The 18,033-nt window shown below is 34.6% G+C and carries 14 protein-coding genes; 5 read left to right on the top strand and 9 right to left on the bottom strand.

Going from position 1 to position 18,033, the window contains the following annotated elements; all coding sequences use genetic code 11:
- Positions 1-356: 356 nt before the first annotated feature.
- The 3 genes from ACFQZ1_RS08265 to ACFQZ1_RS08255 all read left to right on the top strand — a co-directional run bounded on the left by ACFQZ1_RS08265 (position 357) and on the right by ACFQZ1_RS08255 (position 3,671).
- The gene (locus ACFQZ1_RS08265; RefSeq protein ID WP_377881647.1) at positions 357-2,000 is read left to right on the top strand and encodes a peptide ABC transporter substrate-binding protein; all 1,644 of its coding nucleotides are present in this window, start codon (positions 357-359) and stop codon (positions 1,998-2,000) included.
- A gap of 195 nt (positions 2,001-2,195) precedes the next feature.
- Entirely contained in the window at positions 2,196-2,621 is a 426-nt protein-coding gene (locus ACFQZ1_RS08260) for a MarR family winged helix-turn-helix transcriptional regulator (protein WP_377881646.1), read from the top strand.
- Between the two features lie 3 nt (positions 2,622-2,624).
- Positions 2,625-3,671 carry a beta-carotene 15,15'-monooxygenase gene (locus ACFQZ1_RS08255; RefSeq protein ID WP_377881645.1) on the top strand — a complete coding sequence of 349 codons (1,047 nt, stop codon included), beginning with the start codon at positions 2,625-2,627 and terminating at the stop codon, positions 3,669-3,671.
- A 257-nt stretch (positions 3,672-3,928) separates the two neighbouring features.
- On the opposite strand, the gene ACFQZ1_RS08250 is transcribed toward ACFQZ1_RS08255, so the two are convergent.
- The 5 genes from ACFQZ1_RS08250 to ACFQZ1_RS08230 form a co-directional block, all read right to left on the bottom strand.
- On the bottom strand, positions 3,929-4,861 hold the full coding sequence (locus ACFQZ1_RS08250) for a response regulator (RefSeq protein WP_377881644.1): 933 nt from the start codon (positions 4,859-4,861) through the stop codon (positions 3,929-3,931).
- Positions 4,862-4,866: 5 nt separating this feature from the next.
- Positions 4,867-6,177, bottom strand: a complete 1,311-nt coding sequence (locus tag ACFQZ1_RS08245; RefSeq protein WP_377881643.1) for a sensor histidine kinase — start codon at positions 6,175-6,177, stop codon at positions 4,867-4,869.
- 95 nt (positions 6,178-6,272) lie between these two features.
- Positions 6,273-8,006, bottom strand: a complete 1,734-nt coding sequence (gene malS, locus ACFQZ1_RS08240; RefSeq protein WP_377881684.1) for an oxaloacetate-decarboxylating malate dehydrogenase — start codon at positions 8,004-8,006, stop codon at positions 6,273-6,275.
- Positions 8,007-8,057: 51 nt separating this feature from the next.
- The gene (gene aspA / locus ACFQZ1_RS08235) at positions 8,058-9,497 is read right to left on the bottom strand and encodes an aspartate ammonia-lyase (protein ID WP_377881641.1); all 1,440 of its coding nucleotides are present in this window, start codon (positions 9,495-9,497) and stop codon (positions 8,058-8,060) included.
- 176 nt (positions 9,498-9,673) lie between these two features.
- Entirely contained in the window at positions 9,674-10,945 is a 1,272-nt protein-coding gene (locus tag ACFQZ1_RS08230) for a cation:dicarboxylate symporter family transporter (RefSeq protein WP_377881640.1), read from the bottom strand.
- Between the two features lie 646 nt (positions 10,946-11,591).
- Here ACFQZ1_RS08230 and pyrH point away from each other — a divergent pair.
- The gene (pyrH, locus tag ACFQZ1_RS08225; RefSeq protein WP_377881639.1) at positions 11,592-12,335 is read left to right on the top strand and encodes a UMP kinase; all 744 of its coding nucleotides are present in this window, start codon (positions 11,592-11,594) and stop codon (positions 12,333-12,335) included.
- A gap of 218 nt (positions 12,336-12,553) precedes the next feature.
- On the opposite strand, the gene ACFQZ1_RS08220 is transcribed toward pyrH, so the two are convergent.
- Positions 12,554-13,222, bottom strand: a complete 669-nt coding sequence (locus ACFQZ1_RS08220) for a nucleoside/nucleotide kinase family protein (protein WP_377881638.1) — start codon at positions 13,220-13,222, stop codon at positions 12,554-12,556.
- A gap of 188 nt (positions 13,223-13,410) precedes the next feature.
- Entirely contained in the window at positions 13,411-14,622 is a 1,212-nt protein-coding gene (locus ACFQZ1_RS08215; RefSeq protein ID WP_377881637.1) for a phospholipase D-like domain-containing protein, read from the bottom strand.
- A gap of 124 nt (positions 14,623-14,746) precedes the next feature.
- On the opposite strand from ACFQZ1_RS08215, the gene ACFQZ1_RS08210 reads away from it, so the two are divergent.
- Positions 14,747-15,691, top strand: a complete 945-nt coding sequence (locus ACFQZ1_RS08210) for an esterase/lipase family protein (RefSeq protein ID WP_377881636.1) — start codon at positions 14,747-14,749, stop codon at positions 15,689-15,691.
- A 56-nt stretch (positions 15,692-15,747) separates the two neighbouring features.
- On the opposite strand, the gene ACFQZ1_RS08205 is transcribed toward ACFQZ1_RS08210, so the two are convergent.
- Both ACFQZ1_RS08205 and ACFQZ1_RS08200 read right to left on the bottom strand, forming a co-directional pair.
- A complete protein-coding gene (locus tag ACFQZ1_RS08205) occupies positions 15,748-16,893 on the bottom strand; it encodes an ABC transporter permease (RefSeq protein WP_377881635.1) in 1,146 nt (381 codons plus the stop codon).
- Between the two features lies 1 nt (position 16,894).
- Complete coding sequence (locus ACFQZ1_RS08200; RefSeq protein ID WP_377881634.1) at positions 16,895-18,004, bottom strand: ABC transporter permease; 1,110 nt, start codon at positions 18,002-18,004, stop codon at positions 16,895-16,897.
- Positions 18,005-18,033 lie beyond the last annotated feature (29 nt).

Below are 18,033 nucleotides of genomic sequence, written 5' to 3'. Positions count from 1 at the left end.
TCATTGTAAAAAGACAACTTTTAAAATTCATTAATACGATAATCTATATTATGAAAAAAGCTATTCTTTTAGTAAGTACTTATACAAAAGAATAGCTTTTTTATGATGTGAATACAATTTTTTATTTACTCGATGACGATATGACAGAACCACTTATAGAAATTTTCAAGTTATATTTAAAGCACAATATCGTAATCCTTTATTTTAATCGTTTCTATATTTCATGTTCATTTCTTTTCCTCTGCACGAACTATATCACACAATTCCTATAAGCTTTTATTAATTCCGAGTTTATTTTATTGAATTTTCAGAAATATACATTTATACTTATGGACAAATAAAAAGGAGGGTGAAAAATGCAAGCTAAACCAAAAATAAAGCTTTCCATTGTTCTAATTCTTATACTTTCCATTATCTTATCAGCATGCAATCAAAACAAATCAAAAACAGCCACTACTAACACGAAAGAAGAAAGAAAACAAATTTTAAATATTGTAGAATCAGGTGAAATCTCCACTTTAGATTCTTCAATTGCATCGGATGGCTTATCCTTTGGCGCTCTCAATAACGTCATGGAAGGCTTATACATGCCTGGTCTTGAGGGAAAACCGGTACCTGGAGCTGCAGAATCTCATACATTAAGTAAAGATGGATTAACCTATACATTTAAATTGCGTGATACAAAATGGTCAAACGGCGATCCTGTAACAGCTCATGATTTTGTGTATGCATGGAAACGTGCTGTAAATCCTGAAACAGCTTCAGAATATGCACAAATTCTATTTGATATTAAAAATGCGAAAAAAATTAATAAAAAAGAACTTCCTTTAGATGAATTAGGTGTAAAAGCACTTGATAACAAAACATTAGAAGTTCAGCTTGAGCATCCTGTACCGTACTTCCTTGGGTTAATGGGATTTGCTACGTTTTATCCTTTAAATCAAAAATTCGTAGAATCACAAGGAAAAAATTTTGGATTAGAAGCGAAAAATGCAATCTATAACGGACCATTCGTACTAAGTGAATGGAAACATGAACAAGGATACAAAATGATGAAAAATCCAAATTACTGGGATAACAAAAACGTAAAACTAGAAGAAATTAATGCTCATATCGTCAAAGATATTTCAACAGCCGTCAATCTATTTGAAGCAAAACAAGTAGACCGAGCAACTATTAACGCTGAATTCGTAGATAAATACAAAGATAGTGATAGCTTAAAAAAATTAGCACGACCAACAACAGTTTTCTTCCGTTTCAATCAAAAAAATCAAGTTCTTGCAAATAAAAATGCGCGAAAAGCCATTAGCTTAGCTTTTGATAAAAAAGGCGTTGCTAATACAATTTTAAACAATGGTTCTATTCCAGCCAATGCACTCATTCCACAAGGATTTGTAAAAGGACCTGATAACAAAGATTTTCGCAGTACAAGTAATGTAAAAATAGAGACAAATGTTACAGAAGCAAAAAAATTATGGGAACTTGCTAAAAAGGAATTAAGTATCCAAACTATATCATTAGAAATTTTAAGCACTGATGATTCGAATGATAAAAAGATTAGCGAATTTTTAAAAGGCGAACTTGAAAAGAATTTACCAGGACTAAACATTACATTAACGCAACTTCCTGTTAAAGTATATTTAGAGCGTGAATCTAAAGGAGATTACGAGATTTCTCTGTCTGGATGGGGGGCTGATTATCCAGACCCAATGACATTCTTAGATATGTTTATAACAGGTAGCTCATTTAACCGGATGAACTATTCCAATCCAAAATACGACGAGCTTATCCATAATGCTGGTTCTTCCCTCCTAACAGATTTACCTGCTCGCTGGAAGGCTTTCCAAGATGCCGAAAAAATTCTCATAGAAGATGATACAGCCATTGCTCCCATTTATCAGGCTGGACTTGTGTATCTGGAACGACCATTTGTGAAAGATGTTTGTATTCGACCTTTTGCTGGAGTATATAGTTATAAATGGGCTTATATTAGTAACTAAATAACAAAGTTGTTAAAAATCTGAAACTTCTTTAAAAGCGGAAGTCGTCACTAAAATTTTACTAGTGCCGGCTTTTTCTAATTATCATAGAATTAATTTCAGAGTATTCGGGTTTTTATTGTTCATTCTATGTACTTTTAATTAAGTTTGTTTTATAATTAAGTTAACTTAATTATTAAGCGAGGTGGTTTAAGCATGAAAAACGATCTTATTCAACAAATTAATAGTTTACAAAATCATTTAAACGTTCAATTAGCAAGTAGATTTGAGCATAAAATTGATGATCAACTTACAGCTAAGCAAGTTTTATTATTAGAGCTAATCCAGATGGGTGTCACTTCACCGAAGGAGTTAGCTATCCAACTAAATATTTCAATGAGTGCAGTTAGTCAAATTCTTAATAAATTAGAAACAAAAGAATACATTACACGTAGTATTAATAAAGAAAACCGTCGTGAAATCATATTAAAATTGGCGATGAATGGCGAGCGGTATTTCGAAGAATTGCAAATGCTCGAAGATGAAATCAATCACAATGTTTATGGACAGCTGCCCTTAGAGGACTTGAAACATTTGGTCCGTATACTCGAAAAATTAAATACGATTGTAAAAGGGGGATAATCTATGTATGTGATTAAAAGAGGAAAGTATATTTGGTTATTATTGCTTTTCGCTATTTTATGTAGTAATTATATGCTCTATCACACGCACACAGGAAATAATCTTCTCCCATCAGAAACAAATATGGTAGTATTAGGGTCATTATTTGACCTAATTATTATGCTGCCTTTATTCTTTATGTTGTATAGCAAGAAGTTTTCTGTAAAAACAGCTATTATTTTATCAGCGGCAGGATGTATATTAGCTAGGTTTCTAATTCCCAATCATCTTTTAGAACCCTTTATAGTTATTACTTGGACTGGAATTGTAATAGAGGCTGCGCTAATCATCTTTGAAGTTATATTAATTGTTACATTTGTTCGTTACATGCCAAAAATCACGAGAAAGGTGAAAATGAGCGCATTATCGGTAGTTTTTTCGTTCCCACATGCAGTTGATGAATATGTACAGAAAAATTCAATTATTCATGTGATTTGTTCAGAGGCGATGATGTTTTATTATGCTTTCTTCAGTTGGAAAAAGACTCCTCTTACAGGTATAACACTGTATAAAAACTCAAGTTACATTGCATTTCAAATCATGATGATTCATGCAATTGTTATTGAAACATTAGGTTTCCATTGGTGGCTTCATGATAAATCGATAGTTATTTCGATCATCTTATTAGTTCTTAATATTTATTCTGTAATTTTTTTCTTAGCAGATATCCAAGCTATTCGATTAAATCCGATTTATATAAACAATAGATCTATGTTTCTCTCTCTTGGATTATTAAAACGTACAGAAATTCAATTTGAAAATATTGAGTGTATTATCGAAGATCCAGCGATTCTAGAAAATAAGTTATCAAAAGATACCATTGATTTTATTGTGCGAGATTTTGAAAAAGTTTACCCACATATGATTTTAAAAATGAAAAAACCTGTAAGAGTAACACTATTCATGGGAATTCAAAAAGAATATTCACAAATAGCTATTCGCTCTGACAATCCAACACAACTTAAAAAAATTATTTTAAATACAATGGAGAATAAAAACCTAGATGTTTAAAATAGTTTATTAATCTATCTATTTAAGCTGTTAGTCCTTCTTGAGTAAAACCAAAACAAAAAATCCCTATTTTCTTTTGGAGGGCTAACTTTAAAGAGCTTTGCTACATAAAAAATTGAAGGAAGGCTCTGACTTTTTCAGCTGAGAATTAAACGACTTTATTATCTCTATATAATTATTATGTATACACAAAGATGTTTGCTACAAACGAGCAAACATCTTTTCTTTCAGCGTTCTTTCTCAGAACAGTATTCATTTTAGTCTACTTCGGTCAACCGCTTCGCTTCAAAATATAACACTTGAATAAATTTTTTCGTGTTAATTCTCGTTTGTCCAGATGAGGCAATTTCATCCTTCGTCAGCTCTGTCATCCGTTTTCGTACAATTGTAAAATCAAAAAATTTTGGAGCATAGCTTTCAAACTTCGGATTTGAAAAATCTGTTAAACCGAGAGAAGCTAAGTGATTTAATGACTGATAAATCGCTCGGCGTACACGTTGTTCAGAAGCTTTTCTTTCTTTATCAATCTCCACTTCTGCAGCCATTTCTCCTAATTTTTTAACAGTAATATTGTGAAAAATATCTTTTAATGCTGGGAATCCATACTCAAAGGTTTCTTTCTTTTCTTGCGTAAATAAATATTCCAACATACTCAGTAAATCTTTACTTCCGTTTTCTCCGGCAATTCCGAGTTCCGATAATAAATATTGACCCGAATCAATAATTTTTTTCTCTTCTAACTGTGGTTCACTTCGTAATCCAGGCTTCTCCCACTGAAATACATTATTCAGTGATTTTTGAATATCTTGAATCGATCGTTCTAAACGAATACGCTCTATCACTTTTCGTACAACTGATACAACCTCAATTTTATTAAGAGGCTTTGTAATATAATATTCAACCCCAAGGGAATAGGCTTCACCTATTAATTGCTTCGATTCTACTTGAGAGATCATAATCACTTTCCCTGAAAACGACGGTATAATGTTGCGAACAGTTTCAATTCCATCTCGTATTGGCATTAATAAGTCAATAAATAATATATCTACTTTCTTAAAATTTAACTGATCTCCTTCTATGAAAGCACCATCTTCTTCCTCTCCCACTATTTCTCCAAGGTCTTCATCTTCAATGATTTGTGATAGCATAGAACGAAATACTTCGTCATCATCTATGATGTAATAAAACATCCCCCTCATCCTTCCTTAGTCAGACTAGATTCCGGCAGTCTCACAATAAACTTGCAACCTTTTTCATTGTCTCCGTCTTGTAGTATAACCTCTCCCTCAAGTTCCGTCACCATCTCTTTTATATAAGATAGCCCAATTCCTGTTGATGGCGTTCCTGTTTTATCATACTTCGAGGTAAAAGCAGGCTTAAACACTAGCTCCTTATATTTCGCCGGGATCCCCGGACCATTATCCATCACTTCAAATATGACGAATGCATCTCTCTTCTTTATATGAATCTTAATGGCACCAGTACCATCAATTGCTTCTACAGCATTAGCAACTAAATTATTTAAAATCGACAAAACAGTGTATACATGATACTGCGAATGTTCCCCTTCTAAATGTTTAGAAAATGATATTTCTTTCTCTAATAACTGTGCATACTTCTCGTTAATTCTTATAATCATTTCTACTAGTTCATTTCCATTTATGTACTCTGAAAGATTTTTATCTAAAAGAAGTTTGGATAATCCCGCAAAAATTCTTTGATTATCTTTTTTTATTTCGTGTACTTCCCCTGCAATTTTCAGCGCCCTTTTACTACACGCCTCTATATCATTTTCAGTATTTCCTACTTTTTTCTGTTGTAAGTTCCGATATAGTTGATACGCTTCTTGTGTAATCATTTCCGCATCTTGCAGTGTTTTCTTCAAATGAACAGATTCCACATATAAATTAGAAAGATGCATAAACATCTTTTCATTTTCTTTCCGAACCTGAGCTTCTTTTAATTTTGTTTCATATAAATTCATCATATTTAAAAAACCGAGAGCAAAAAAGCTCCGAAAAATAGCAATAATAATAATTTTATTAACTTCTGAAACAGTAATCATCGTACCAAGCACAAAAACGTGATAAAAAGCAAGTTCTGACATACTCGAAATAATTTCAATCGTTATCCCAAAACATCCAATGAGAAATGGTTTTTGATGAAATCTGTTTACTTTACATAATGAAAAAAGACTTCCATAAACGGAATAATAAAAAAATACTGGATAACGCATAGAAAAGGAGTCTGAAAAATGAAAAGAACCTTGTAACATCCAGTCAAGAACAATACGAAATGTTACAACAGCTGCGCCAACAATTATACCTGCTAAAGCAGCTGGAATTTTCCTTAAAAATAATAATAAAAAGAAAAAAAGCGGTGTTCCAAAGCTAACACGAAACGTATCATTAAATGGATGAAAATTCAGTTCTCCAGCTATCGGAACAATCAAAATTGCAATGATTAAAATTGAAATATCTTTCTTCCATAATTGACGCCAGTTCAAATATGCCACTTCCTACTATTTAGTATTCTTATCTTGACTGGTAATATTGAAACATAATAAGGAAAGCCCGCTTATTATATAAACGGGCTTTATTTCTATATTGTTACCTTTTCAGCTGCTTTTATTTGACGATAAACAGGTTGCCACATTGCAGCCTGAACAGCCTTCCTGATATCGTTATCATTTAATTCCTCACGAGCTACGCCTTCAGAAACTGCCGCTTTTGCCACTGCAATCGCAACTAGCTCTGAAATATTACGCAGTTCTTCTACTTCTGGAAGAATCGGTGCACCAGGCTGACTTGTATCTACCATACTCGCTACTGCTTCTGCCGCTGCCGCAAACATGCCATCCGTCATCACACGAGCACGAACAACATTTGTACCAAGGCCAAGACCTGGGAAAATAAGCGCATTGTTAGACTGTCCAATTACATAAGTAACACCATTATATACAACTGGTTCAAACGGACTTCCTGTCGCAACAAGTGCTCGTCCTTCTGTCCAAGAAATTAAATCTACTGGTTTCGCTTCTGCAAGAGGTGTCGGATTAGACATTGGTAAAATAATTGGTCGTTCTACATGAGCTGCCATCTCTTTTACAATTTCTTCTGTAAATGCCCCAGCAACTGTTGATGTACCAATTAAAATAGTCGGTTGTACATGTTTCACAACTTCAGCAAGACCAATCGTTTCAGCCTTCTTCCATTCTTTCACTTCTGATTCTTCGCGCGCATACGGACGTTGGAAATCAAGAAGATCCTCCATGTTATCTGTAAGTAAACCATAACGGTCAATACACCAAAAACGGCGACTTGCTTCTTCCTCTGATAAACCTAAGCGAACCATCGCATCACGTACTTGATCTGCAATTCCAATTCCAGCAGTACCCGCACCGAAGACAACAATGCGATGTTCACAAAGCGGAATACCAGAAGCTTTCACTGCTGATAACACTCCTGCAAGTGAAACAGCACCTGTTCCTTGTATATCATCATTAAATGTACACACATTATCGCGATATTTATCCAAAATTCTGCGTGCATTTCGTGAGCTAAAATCTTCCCAATGTAGTAATGCATTCGGAAACTTGTTACATACAGCCTTCACAAATAAGTCAATAAATGAATCATACGCTTCTCCAGTTACACGCGGATGGCGATTTCCAATATAAAACGGATTATTTAATAAATCTTCATTATTTGTACCAACATCTAAAATAACAGGTAATACACGGCTTGGATCGATACCAACTGCCGCTGTATAAACAGCTAGCTTACCAATGGCAATATTAATACCACCTACGCCCCAGTCACCAATTCCTAAAATACCTTCACCGTCTGTTACAACGACTAAATCGATATTTTCTGCGGTTGCACCCATGTTATCAAATGCTTCTTCAATGCCGCTTGGATCATCAATTGATAAATATACACCGCGTGGTTTACGATACTCATGACTATATCTTTGAATCGCTACACCAACAGTTGGTGTGTATACAATTGGAAGCATTTCTCGCAAATGATCTGTGAGCAAACGATAAAATAATACTTCATTACGATCATGCAATGCTGTTAAATATACGTTCTTTAACAAATCATCAGGTTGTGAACAAAACTGCTCATACGCACGACGCGCTTGTTCATCTAACGTCAACACAGCTGGTGGTAACAAGCCTTTTAATCCTAGTTCTTCTCTTTCTTCTGCTGTAAATGCGACACCCTTATTTAAAAGTGGTGTTGCTAATACTTCTACTCCTCGTAATGTCGTTTCTAACGTTCCATCTGAGGAAACCATAAACTTACTCATACAATCCCTACCTTTATTTATATAACATTTCTATATTGTAAACAAAAAAAGGGGGAAAGTCCCCCCCCTCTTTTAATTTTTCTTTAAAAGAGCTGCTCCCGCAATTCCTGGGTGCGTCATTTCATATGGATCTAAAATTAAATCTAATTCTTCTTGTGATAATACACCATTTTTCAAGCAAAGTTCACGAACAGATTCACCAGTTGCAATTGCTTCTTTTGCTAGACGGGCTGCTGCTTCATATCCAATATGTGGATTTACAGCTGTAATAATACCAACGCTTTTCTCAACATACTCTTTTAAGCGTCCTTCATTTGCTTCAATTCCTTTTAGACAGTTATCTGTAAAGGCACGGAATCCATTATTCATAATGCTGATAGATTGAAGTAAGTTAAAGACAAGTACTGGTTCCATTACGTTTAGCTCTAATTGACCCGCTTCTGAAGCAAGACAAATTGTATGATCGTTCCCAATTACTTGGAACGCAATTTGGTTAATCACTTCTGGCATTACAGGATTTACTTTTCCTGGCATAATAGAAGAACCAGGCTGACGAGCTGGAAGCATAATTTCACCTAATCCAACGCGTGGACCAGATGCCATTAAGCGCAAGTCATTTGCAATTTTAGACATATTCATCATACATACTTTCAGTGCAGCTGATACTTCTGTATAAGCGTCTGTATTTTGCGTTGCATCTACTAAATCTTCCGCTCCAACAAGAGGAAGTCCACTAATAGCTGCCAAGTGTTTTACTACAGCCTCAATATATTGTGGATCTGCATTTAACCCTGTACCAACAGCTGTTGCTCCCATATTTACTTCATATAAATGTTGACGAGATTGCTCGATACGCTTCATGTCACGACCAAGTACACGAGCATACGCTTTAAACTCTTGTCCAAGACGAATTGGTACAGCATCTTGCAAATGCGTGCGTCCCATTTTAATTACATGATCAAATTGTTCCGCTTTCAATTCAAATATATCATGCATATATCCCATTGTTTTTAATAATTCTTCTAACGAATTTAATGTTGCAATATGAATTGCTGTTGGGAATGCATCATTTGTTGATTGTGCCATATTTACATGACTATTTGGGCTAATATAATGATAGTCTCCCTTTTCCATTTCTAATAATTCAAGGGCACGATTGGCAATGACTTCATTTGCGTTCATATTCATAGAAGTCCCTGCTCCTCCTTGAATCGGATCAACGATGAAATGCTCATGCCATTTTCCTTCTAAAATCTCTTGTGCTGCTTGTGCAATTGCTGTACCTTTCTTTAACTCTAATCGTCCAATATCTGTATTCGCAAGTGCAGCCGCTTTTTTCACGACTGCCAATGCTTGAATTAATCCTTCATGAATTTTATAACCTGTAATCGGAAAGTTTTCAACCGCACGCATCGTTTGAACACCGTAATACGCATGCACCGGTACTTCTTTCTCACCTAAAAAGTCTTTTTCAATTCGTACATCTTTTGTAGCTTCAGTTATTGTTGCCATGTTTGTTCACTCCTCAATCTATTTTGTCCCTCATTAACCAACAATGATTCCTATGCCTCAAAACTTTGTAATAAATAAAAAATTGGGCAAGAGATATACTACTCATAAAGATCCGATTCGTTCAACGAATAATGAGCGAGAGATAAAAAATCCCTCACTGATTAAAATTTTGCTTTTTACGCTGCTTCTGTTGTGTTTACAGTTTCTAGATAATTCTTCGCTTTCTCTTGATCGAATTCACCTTCCCATTTCGACATGACAATCGCTGCTAATGCATTCCCTAATACATTGACAGTCGTGCGAATCATATCTAAAATGCGGTCAATACCAGCAATTAAAGCAATTCCTTCTACTGGAAGTCCCATAGAACCTAACGTTGCCAATACAACAACAAAGGAAGCACCAGGAACACCAGCCATTCCTTTAGATGTTAACATGAGAACAAATAACAATGTAATTTGCTCCGTCAATGACATGTGTACATTATACATTTGTGCTACAAATAGTGCTGCCAACGCTTGATAAATAGCTGATCCAGTTAAGTTAAATGTATAACCAGTTGGTATAACGAAAGAAGCAATAGCCTTCGGACAGCCGAACTCTTCCATTTTTCGCATAAGATTTGGTAAAACCGCTTCTGAACTTGCTGTTGTAAAGGAAAGAATTAATTCTTCTTTTAAAATTTTCATTAAGGTGAAGATATTTACTCCCACCATTTTTGCATTTATACCTAATACAACAATAACAAATAAAATAACTGTTGCATAAACGGCAAGCACTAATTTTCCTAGCGGAAGCAGCGTACCTACTCCAAATTTCGCAACCGTTACAGCAATAAGTGCAAATACGCCAACCGGAGCAAGTTTCATAACTTGATTTGTCACCCAAAACATCGCTTCTAATACACCTTCAAAGAAGTTAAAAACTGGTTTGCCTTTTTCCCCAATTGCAGCAACCCCTAAGCCGAATAAAACTGAGAAGAAAATAATCGGCAATAAATCCCCTTTCGCAAGCGAATCAAACACGTTTGTTGGCACAATATGAGTAATTGTATCTGCAAAGCCTTTTTTCTCCGTTGCCTCAGCCGATGCTTGGTATGATGAAATATCACTATGCTGCAAATGGCTCATATCAACGCCCGTTCCCGGATGGAACACGTTTGCTGCGATTAAACCCATTAAAATTGCAATCGTTGTAACAATTTCAAAATAGAGTATTGTCTTTCCGCCTAATTTGCCGAGCTTTTTCATATCGCCTACACCAGCTACTGCTACAACAAGTGCAGAAATAACAATTGGAACAACAATCATCTTAATTAAATGAATAAAAATATCTCCAAGCGGTTGAATATAAGAGATAGCGGTTTTATTACCAGAAAAGATTGCCCCTACTACAACCCCTAAAATAAGTGCTACCAAAATTTGTGTAGCTAATCCGAATTTTTTCATGTATTTCATCCCTTTCATGCGAACGCTTTCAATTTGAATGTATAAAAGCTTACTCACATAATATAGATGAACCTACAAAATCAGACAAAAATCTACAAGTTTGTCACAAAACTTTCGAAAATTTTTCTTAAAATGTTCATTGATGCCGTTTTCAGTATACAACTAAAAAATTAGTTTGATAAAATAGCAGATTATTTTGTATAATCTAAAAAGTACATCTATTAAAAACTGAAACGAAAAGGAGGAGATGTTATGAATAGACATACAATGACTTTCATTATAAACCTTTCTTTTCCGTTTCATTTTCTCTTAAAGGAGCAAAGGCATTCGCCTTCGCTCCTTTTTTAGTGTTATAAAGTGAAACTTCCATCAGTGGGGGTTTTCTTCATCCCCCACTGATGGAAAGCTCTCACCAATCGGGCTTTTACGGGCAGTTATCCCCCACCTATCTTCTGTAGAAAAGCGGAAGCGGCTCGCCCAGAATCGCAGGACGTTGGAGCACCCGACAGAGAGGCGCTTTTTGCCTCGTCCGAGGGGGCGAAACGACCGGAGATTCTAGCCGCTAGAGCTGGACAACGATCCTCTCTGCATCCTAAGGTGGGAGTCTTACTGCCCGCGAATAGCGGAATAAAAAGGAGGAACAAGGATGAAGCCATATAAGCGAGTACTGCTAAAACTAAGTGGAGGTGCTCTCGCCGATCAAGATGGAAACAGTTTTGGTTCTAAACATTTAGAGCATATCGCAACTGAAATTTTATCTATTGTCGATTTTGGAATTGAAGTTTCAATTGTCGTGGGTGGAGGTAACATTTTCAAAGGGAATTTGGCTGAAAACTGGGGAATTGATCGCGTAGAGGCAGACAATATAGGTACATTAGGAACAATTATTAATAGCTTAATGTTACGCGGTGTACTAAAAGGGAAAACAGATAAAGACGTTCGCGTCATGACATCTATTCCTATTACTACCGTCGCCGAACCCTACATTCATTTACGAGCTATCCATCATTTAGATAACGGATATATTGTTATTTTTGGAGGCGGAAATGGCCAGCCCTTTGTTACAACAGATTATCCAAGTGTACAACGAGCAATCGAAATGAATAGCGATGCGATTCTAGTCGCAAAGCAAGGCGTAGATGGTGTCTTCACAAGTGACCCCAAACGGAATAAATCAGCAAAAATGTATCACCATTTAAACTATAACGACGTCGTTCCAAATAATATAAAAGTAATGGACCAATCAGCATTGCTACTTGCTCGTGACTATCATTTACCCGTCCATATCTTTAACTTTGATGAACCAGGAGTGATGAAAAAAATTTGCTTAGGAGAACATATCGGCACTTTAATCAGCCATGAGTTAACAAAACTTGAGGATGAAGACTAACCCATTTCAGAAAAAATCCGAACGTAATTATGAACACATAATAAGGTGCAGTATTATGCCGCACCTTATACTTTCTATAATAAGAAACGAAAACATATATACATTTTGATTTTTCAACTTATAAGTCGCTTCTATGCATGGCCAGATGCTCTCGCTCACCTAAAAAGAAAGGGGATTTTATGTCAGTTTTTCAATTTCTATAGTTTATAACACTACAATCACAAATTGTTAAATACAACTACCGGTTCTTCTATATTATTATTGAACACAATTGAATCCGCACATTCCTTTGGTGCGTGCTCTTCTATGTACATGTGACAAGCAGCATGGTATCTCTGTAAAAACATTTCCTCAGCCTTCTCTTCACTTCCAAAAGCTTGCGCCTCTCGCTTAGAACCACGTTCTCTAGCAATCTGAAAATCTGTTTCTACAAATATTTTATAATCAAACAACTGTTTCAGCTCTTGCTTAAATAAAAATGTTCCATCTACTATAAATATCGTATCTTTTGAAGCCAATATTGGTTCTGAATGAATATACATATCCGTCTCTAAATCATGTGATTGTATTTCATAGCGCATCGTACCATTTGGCCCTAATGGCATTAATAATCGTTCAGAAATTGCTTTATAATCATGAGCATCCTCATAATATCCTTTCGCTGATTCCTTCCCTTGTGAATATCTAACTGCCCTTGGATGATGGAAATGATCTATACTTGTTCGAATTACTTTTCTTCCTTGATTTTGAATTTCTTTCGCCAATTCATTTGCAAATGTTGTTTTCCCTGAAGCTGTAATCCCGCTAACCCCTACTCTTACAGGATGATTGGGTTGAAGCATACATATATGCTCTGCAATCTCACGAATAACAGTTTGACGTTTCACTATAATTCCTCCCCACGAAATCTCACCACATATTTCCCTAAATTAACGGAAAATATTTCCTCTCTGCCGTTTTAGTTTATCACCTTAAATATATGTTGTAAAAATATGTTTTCATTACTCGAGTAATTATTATGAATGAGAAAAAATGCCGCATTACGCCGCATTTTTTCTCATCCATATTTCTGCTCCTATAAATAATAATTAAACAACCATGCTATTCGTTCTTTGCACCGATCTAAAAAGGATAACTTATTAAAGAATGATATCGTCATTTCTTTTGAATCTTGAAAATCTTGTGCTAATGTCTTATTTACTTGTTGAAGAATAGGACCACCCTTTATATAGAAATTCATCTCGTCATTAATACGAAAGCTACGCGAAGTAAAATTTGTTGTTCCTATAACGATTGTTTCATTATCAAATACCATAGCTTTTCCATGAAACATTCCTTTTTTATATCCGTATACAGAAATGCCATTCTCGATAGCTTTACGAATATAAGGATATGCCGCCTCTTTTATAAGAGGAATATCTGGCTTGAATGACCAAAGTACTTTAACGGAAACGCCACGCTGCCTCGCTTGAATTAAAGCATTCATAAGCTTTTCATCTTTTGGTATAAAATACGGTGTGGCAATAACGATAGATTGCTTTGCCTGCTTTATTAATTCGATGTACTTTTTTATCACATCATGACCATTATAACAAGACAGTGTATGTAACGTTTTTCCTGGGACATTCTGTTTAGAAATGCTTATTATTCCTTCAGAAGTATCTCGTTTCCAGTCTGATACAAACTGTTCTTCTAAATCTTTCACTCCTTCTCCTTGTATTCGTATATGATAATCTCGCCAATATCCAAAACGCTTGTCTTTTCCTAAGTATTCATCACCTATATTGAAACCACCGCTATATCCTATTTTCCCATCGATTGTTGTAATCCGGCGGTGATTCCGATGATGTAATGAATAAAAAAAGAATGGAAATTCAGGTTTTCTACTATATGTAAAATGAACACCACTCGCTTGTAATTCATTTTTCATTTTTCTTTCGAAAGATAAATCATTAATCCAATCAACTGATAGGTATACTTGTACACCTTCTTTTGCTTTTTCTTTTAACAAATTTAAAAAAGAATGACTACTTTTATCATCTGAAATAATATAAAAATAAGTGAAAATGGAATATTTCGCTTCTTTTATATCCGAAAATAGCTGCTCATATAAGGATTTCCCCTCATCATATAATTGGAAATCACTATAGTGAAGTTCATATTCTTTAGATTGATTTTTTTTTGCTTCGATTTTTCTTCCTAATGTTACATCAAAGTGCATCCAAATAAGAAGAAAAGCTAATATAGCAATAATAATAGAAATAATTCGAAGTATCTTTTTCACCATTTCGTTTTCCTTCCGCACAAAATAATTGTCTCTACGTAGTATTTCAACAGAAATTATTTTTAATGCTCGTTTACATGCAGTTTTATATTTTTTTACTATCATTTATACATACGAGGAGGGAAATATGAAAAATCTTAAAATACAAACACCTATCGTCTTTGTGCCAGGACTTTTTGGTTCTATGAGTAATATCATTATTCCCGGCACAGGCGATTGGAATTTTGGAATCTCCGCATTTGTATATGAGCCTTTTATTATGATGTTAGAAAGTATGGGGTATCAAAGAAATAAAAATCTATTTATTTCGTTCTATGATTGGCGGCAAAGAATGAAAGAATCTGCTCAAAATTATTTAACAAAAACCATTACTTTAGCTAAACAAATAACAGGAGCTAATAAAGTAAATTTGCTTTGTCATAGTATGGGTGGACTTGTTGCACGGGCTTATGTTCAAAGTAATATGTATCACAATGATGTTGATCAATTAATCATATTATGTACGCCAAACGCCGGATCACCTTCAAATTATAGTTACTGGACTGAAGGAATACTTCCTGTACATGTTTCATCCAAAATAAATATCGTTCATTTATTTATTGAGCAGTATATTAACTATTTAAGTTATATTTATAAAATGAATAAGGTCGAGGCAGTTCATACTTATTTTAAAGGGTTACAAGATATCATCCCTTGTAAATATTATGGAAATTATTTATTTATGAAAAACGAATCTTCTATCGAATTCATACCTTACAATCAAATGACAACACAAAATCACTTTCTCGATGAGTTAAATCAAAACAGAGATATAATAAATAGAAGACATATTCATATCACACTAATCTCAGGGGATGGAGAAGACACGATTAAATATTTACAAGTAACCTCATCTCATTCCAAAGTAAAATGGACGGACGGCAAAGTAATAGGAGACATAACTACAAAACGCGGTGATGGAAATGTCATTATGAATAGTGTTTTTCTTTTAGACGGAGACAAATATATTGTGCAAGGAGCTCACAATGAAGTCTTGTATAAAAGTATACCGATATTACAAAGGATACTTTAGCTAGCCTATGAATAAAAGGGATACAGCATCAAACTGTACCCCTTTTGTATCTTGAATTAAATAAAATTCCTCGCATCGTTATTACGCCCAAACTTATAAATTGCGATTAGGAAAAAGGCAATGGCAAAGGCAAATAAGATTAAAATGTTTAAATATAAATCTGCGAACTGCGTCCCTTGCTGTAATTTCGTGATTGTGTCTAATAACCAACGCTGTGGAAGAAATTCAGCAATGTTTTGCACAGACGCTGGCATAATTTCAAATGGAAAGAAGCATCCGGCAAGCAAACATGTTGGTGTAATAATAATATTTTGCATTGCATTCGCAGAAGTTGAGTTTTTCGCAAAAGATACAATCGCTAACGATAAACCAATTGCGACTAAGCCAAATAACATCAGTACTCCAATCATAACAATTAAAGGCATATTTATATCAATATGAAATACATTGATCATAAAAAATACTGTTACAACAATTTGCACGATTAAAATAAGCATATTAACAGCAACATTAGATAATATATATTTCTTTCCATCTATCGGTGTTGATAATAACCTGAAATACGTTCTGTTCTCTTTTTCTTTCAAAATTAATTCTGAGAAATTCACCGCTGAAAAAAGCATAAACATAATGAGATAACCAACTGTTTGATTCGTCATATCTTTATTTTTCGAAGTATCCTTAAGCGTATGAGCTGTTAACTTGAATGAGTTTTTTTGATAACTTGCATACATCTTCTCAAACTTACTTTGATCTTCTTGTGCTACTTTACTAATTGCAGTGATATTATCAATATAATTATACAAATACGATTTTATAAATCCTGTTACTTGAGCACCTTTAATTGAAGAAATTTGAATGTGACTCGGTTTACCATTTCGAACACTTTCTGAAAAACCCGAATCTAACGTAACCACTGCATCAAGTTTTTTCGAAGCAAGTTTCTCCTCGACTTCTGATTCCTTAATTTTACTCACTTTCACATGATTTAATCCTTCTATAAATTTCACGGTATCATTTGCTATATAATGATTTTCATTATTTACAACCCCAATGTTTAATGTCCCTTGTCCTGCATTTCCATACATTAGAAACGCAATGAGTGATCCCGCTATTGGTAATCCAATAATAATAAGTAACCCTTTTTTATTTTTTAAGAGCACAGATAATGTTTTTTGTATGAGCCATAAAATATCTTTCATATTATAGCCCCTCCCGTCTGCGTAATGCGATAATCGCAATCAATAAAAACAATGCTGAAATTCCAATATTTAAAGAAATTACCGGAAGTGCTGCCCCTAAATCATTCGCATAAATAATTTTCATAATCGCTGTATTTGTCCATGTTAATGGTGACATATTTGTAAGCACATTTTCTTCGACTACGAAATACGCCCCTCCAAAAATAGAAGCTAATTGTACAACAACCATAATGATCGCCTTAGATGCCTCACCTGTTTTCGTAATATATCCAATCCCTAATCCGAAGCTAATTGCAAGGAATACTTCTGTTAGTAAAATCAGAAAAACTACTCCAAGATGTTCCCCCCAATTTGCCCCATAAACAAATTTACTAAAGACAATGACAAGAAGAAGACAAAGTGCATTTACTACAAGACTACCGAGTATTTTCCCAACGAAGATTTCCGCTTTACTAACAGGTGCAGCAATTAAACGATCTCCCGTTTTTCGTAATCGCTCTCCGCGAATAAGATAACTCGCTCCCATCGCTCCATACAGGGCAATCATCGTCGTCATCACAACCGCATAATAATCCATAGAACTTGGTTTTTTAGCCGCTTGTAAAGATGTCTCTTTTATATAATCATCATGATTTCCACTCGAAATAACTGTACTAACTTTTCCAGGATCTACTTTCGCAACCTCTACTGCTACGTTATACTTATCGACAAATGTAGTAAGCATCCCCTCAACAATACTTCCTTCAATACTATTTCGATCACTCTCATATAACTTCACGCCATCTTGATTCATTTCTACATAGCCAGCATATTCATTTTGTTTCACTTCTTCTTTTCCATCTACATCGGTTGAAGCCTTTTTAAAGTGAATTCCAGATTTATCTGTTTCTTTTATAAATGCTTCAAAGGCCTGTGAAAACTGACTATTAGTTTCATCTTTATATAATACCTTTATATTTTTAATAGAAAGACTGTCACTATTAAATGCATTTGTTAAAGCTGTTCCCAAGACTAGCATAAGTACAATTGGGAATGCTAACATAAAAACTAATGTTCTTATATCTCGAAAATCTCTTTTAATTTGCATGATAGCAATATTGAAGATGTTCAAGCGATGAACCTCCTTTTCTATTCACTCTT

The sequence above is a fragment of the Bacillus sp. CGMCC 1.60114 genome (assembly GCF_042676365.1).
Classification (GTDB): Bacteria; Bacillota; Bacilli; order Bacillales; family Bacillaceae_G; genus Bacillus_A; species Bacillus_A rhizoplanae_A.
Note: the sequence above shows the minus strand (reverse complement) of the source record. Positions and strands in the feature narration are given on the sequence as shown.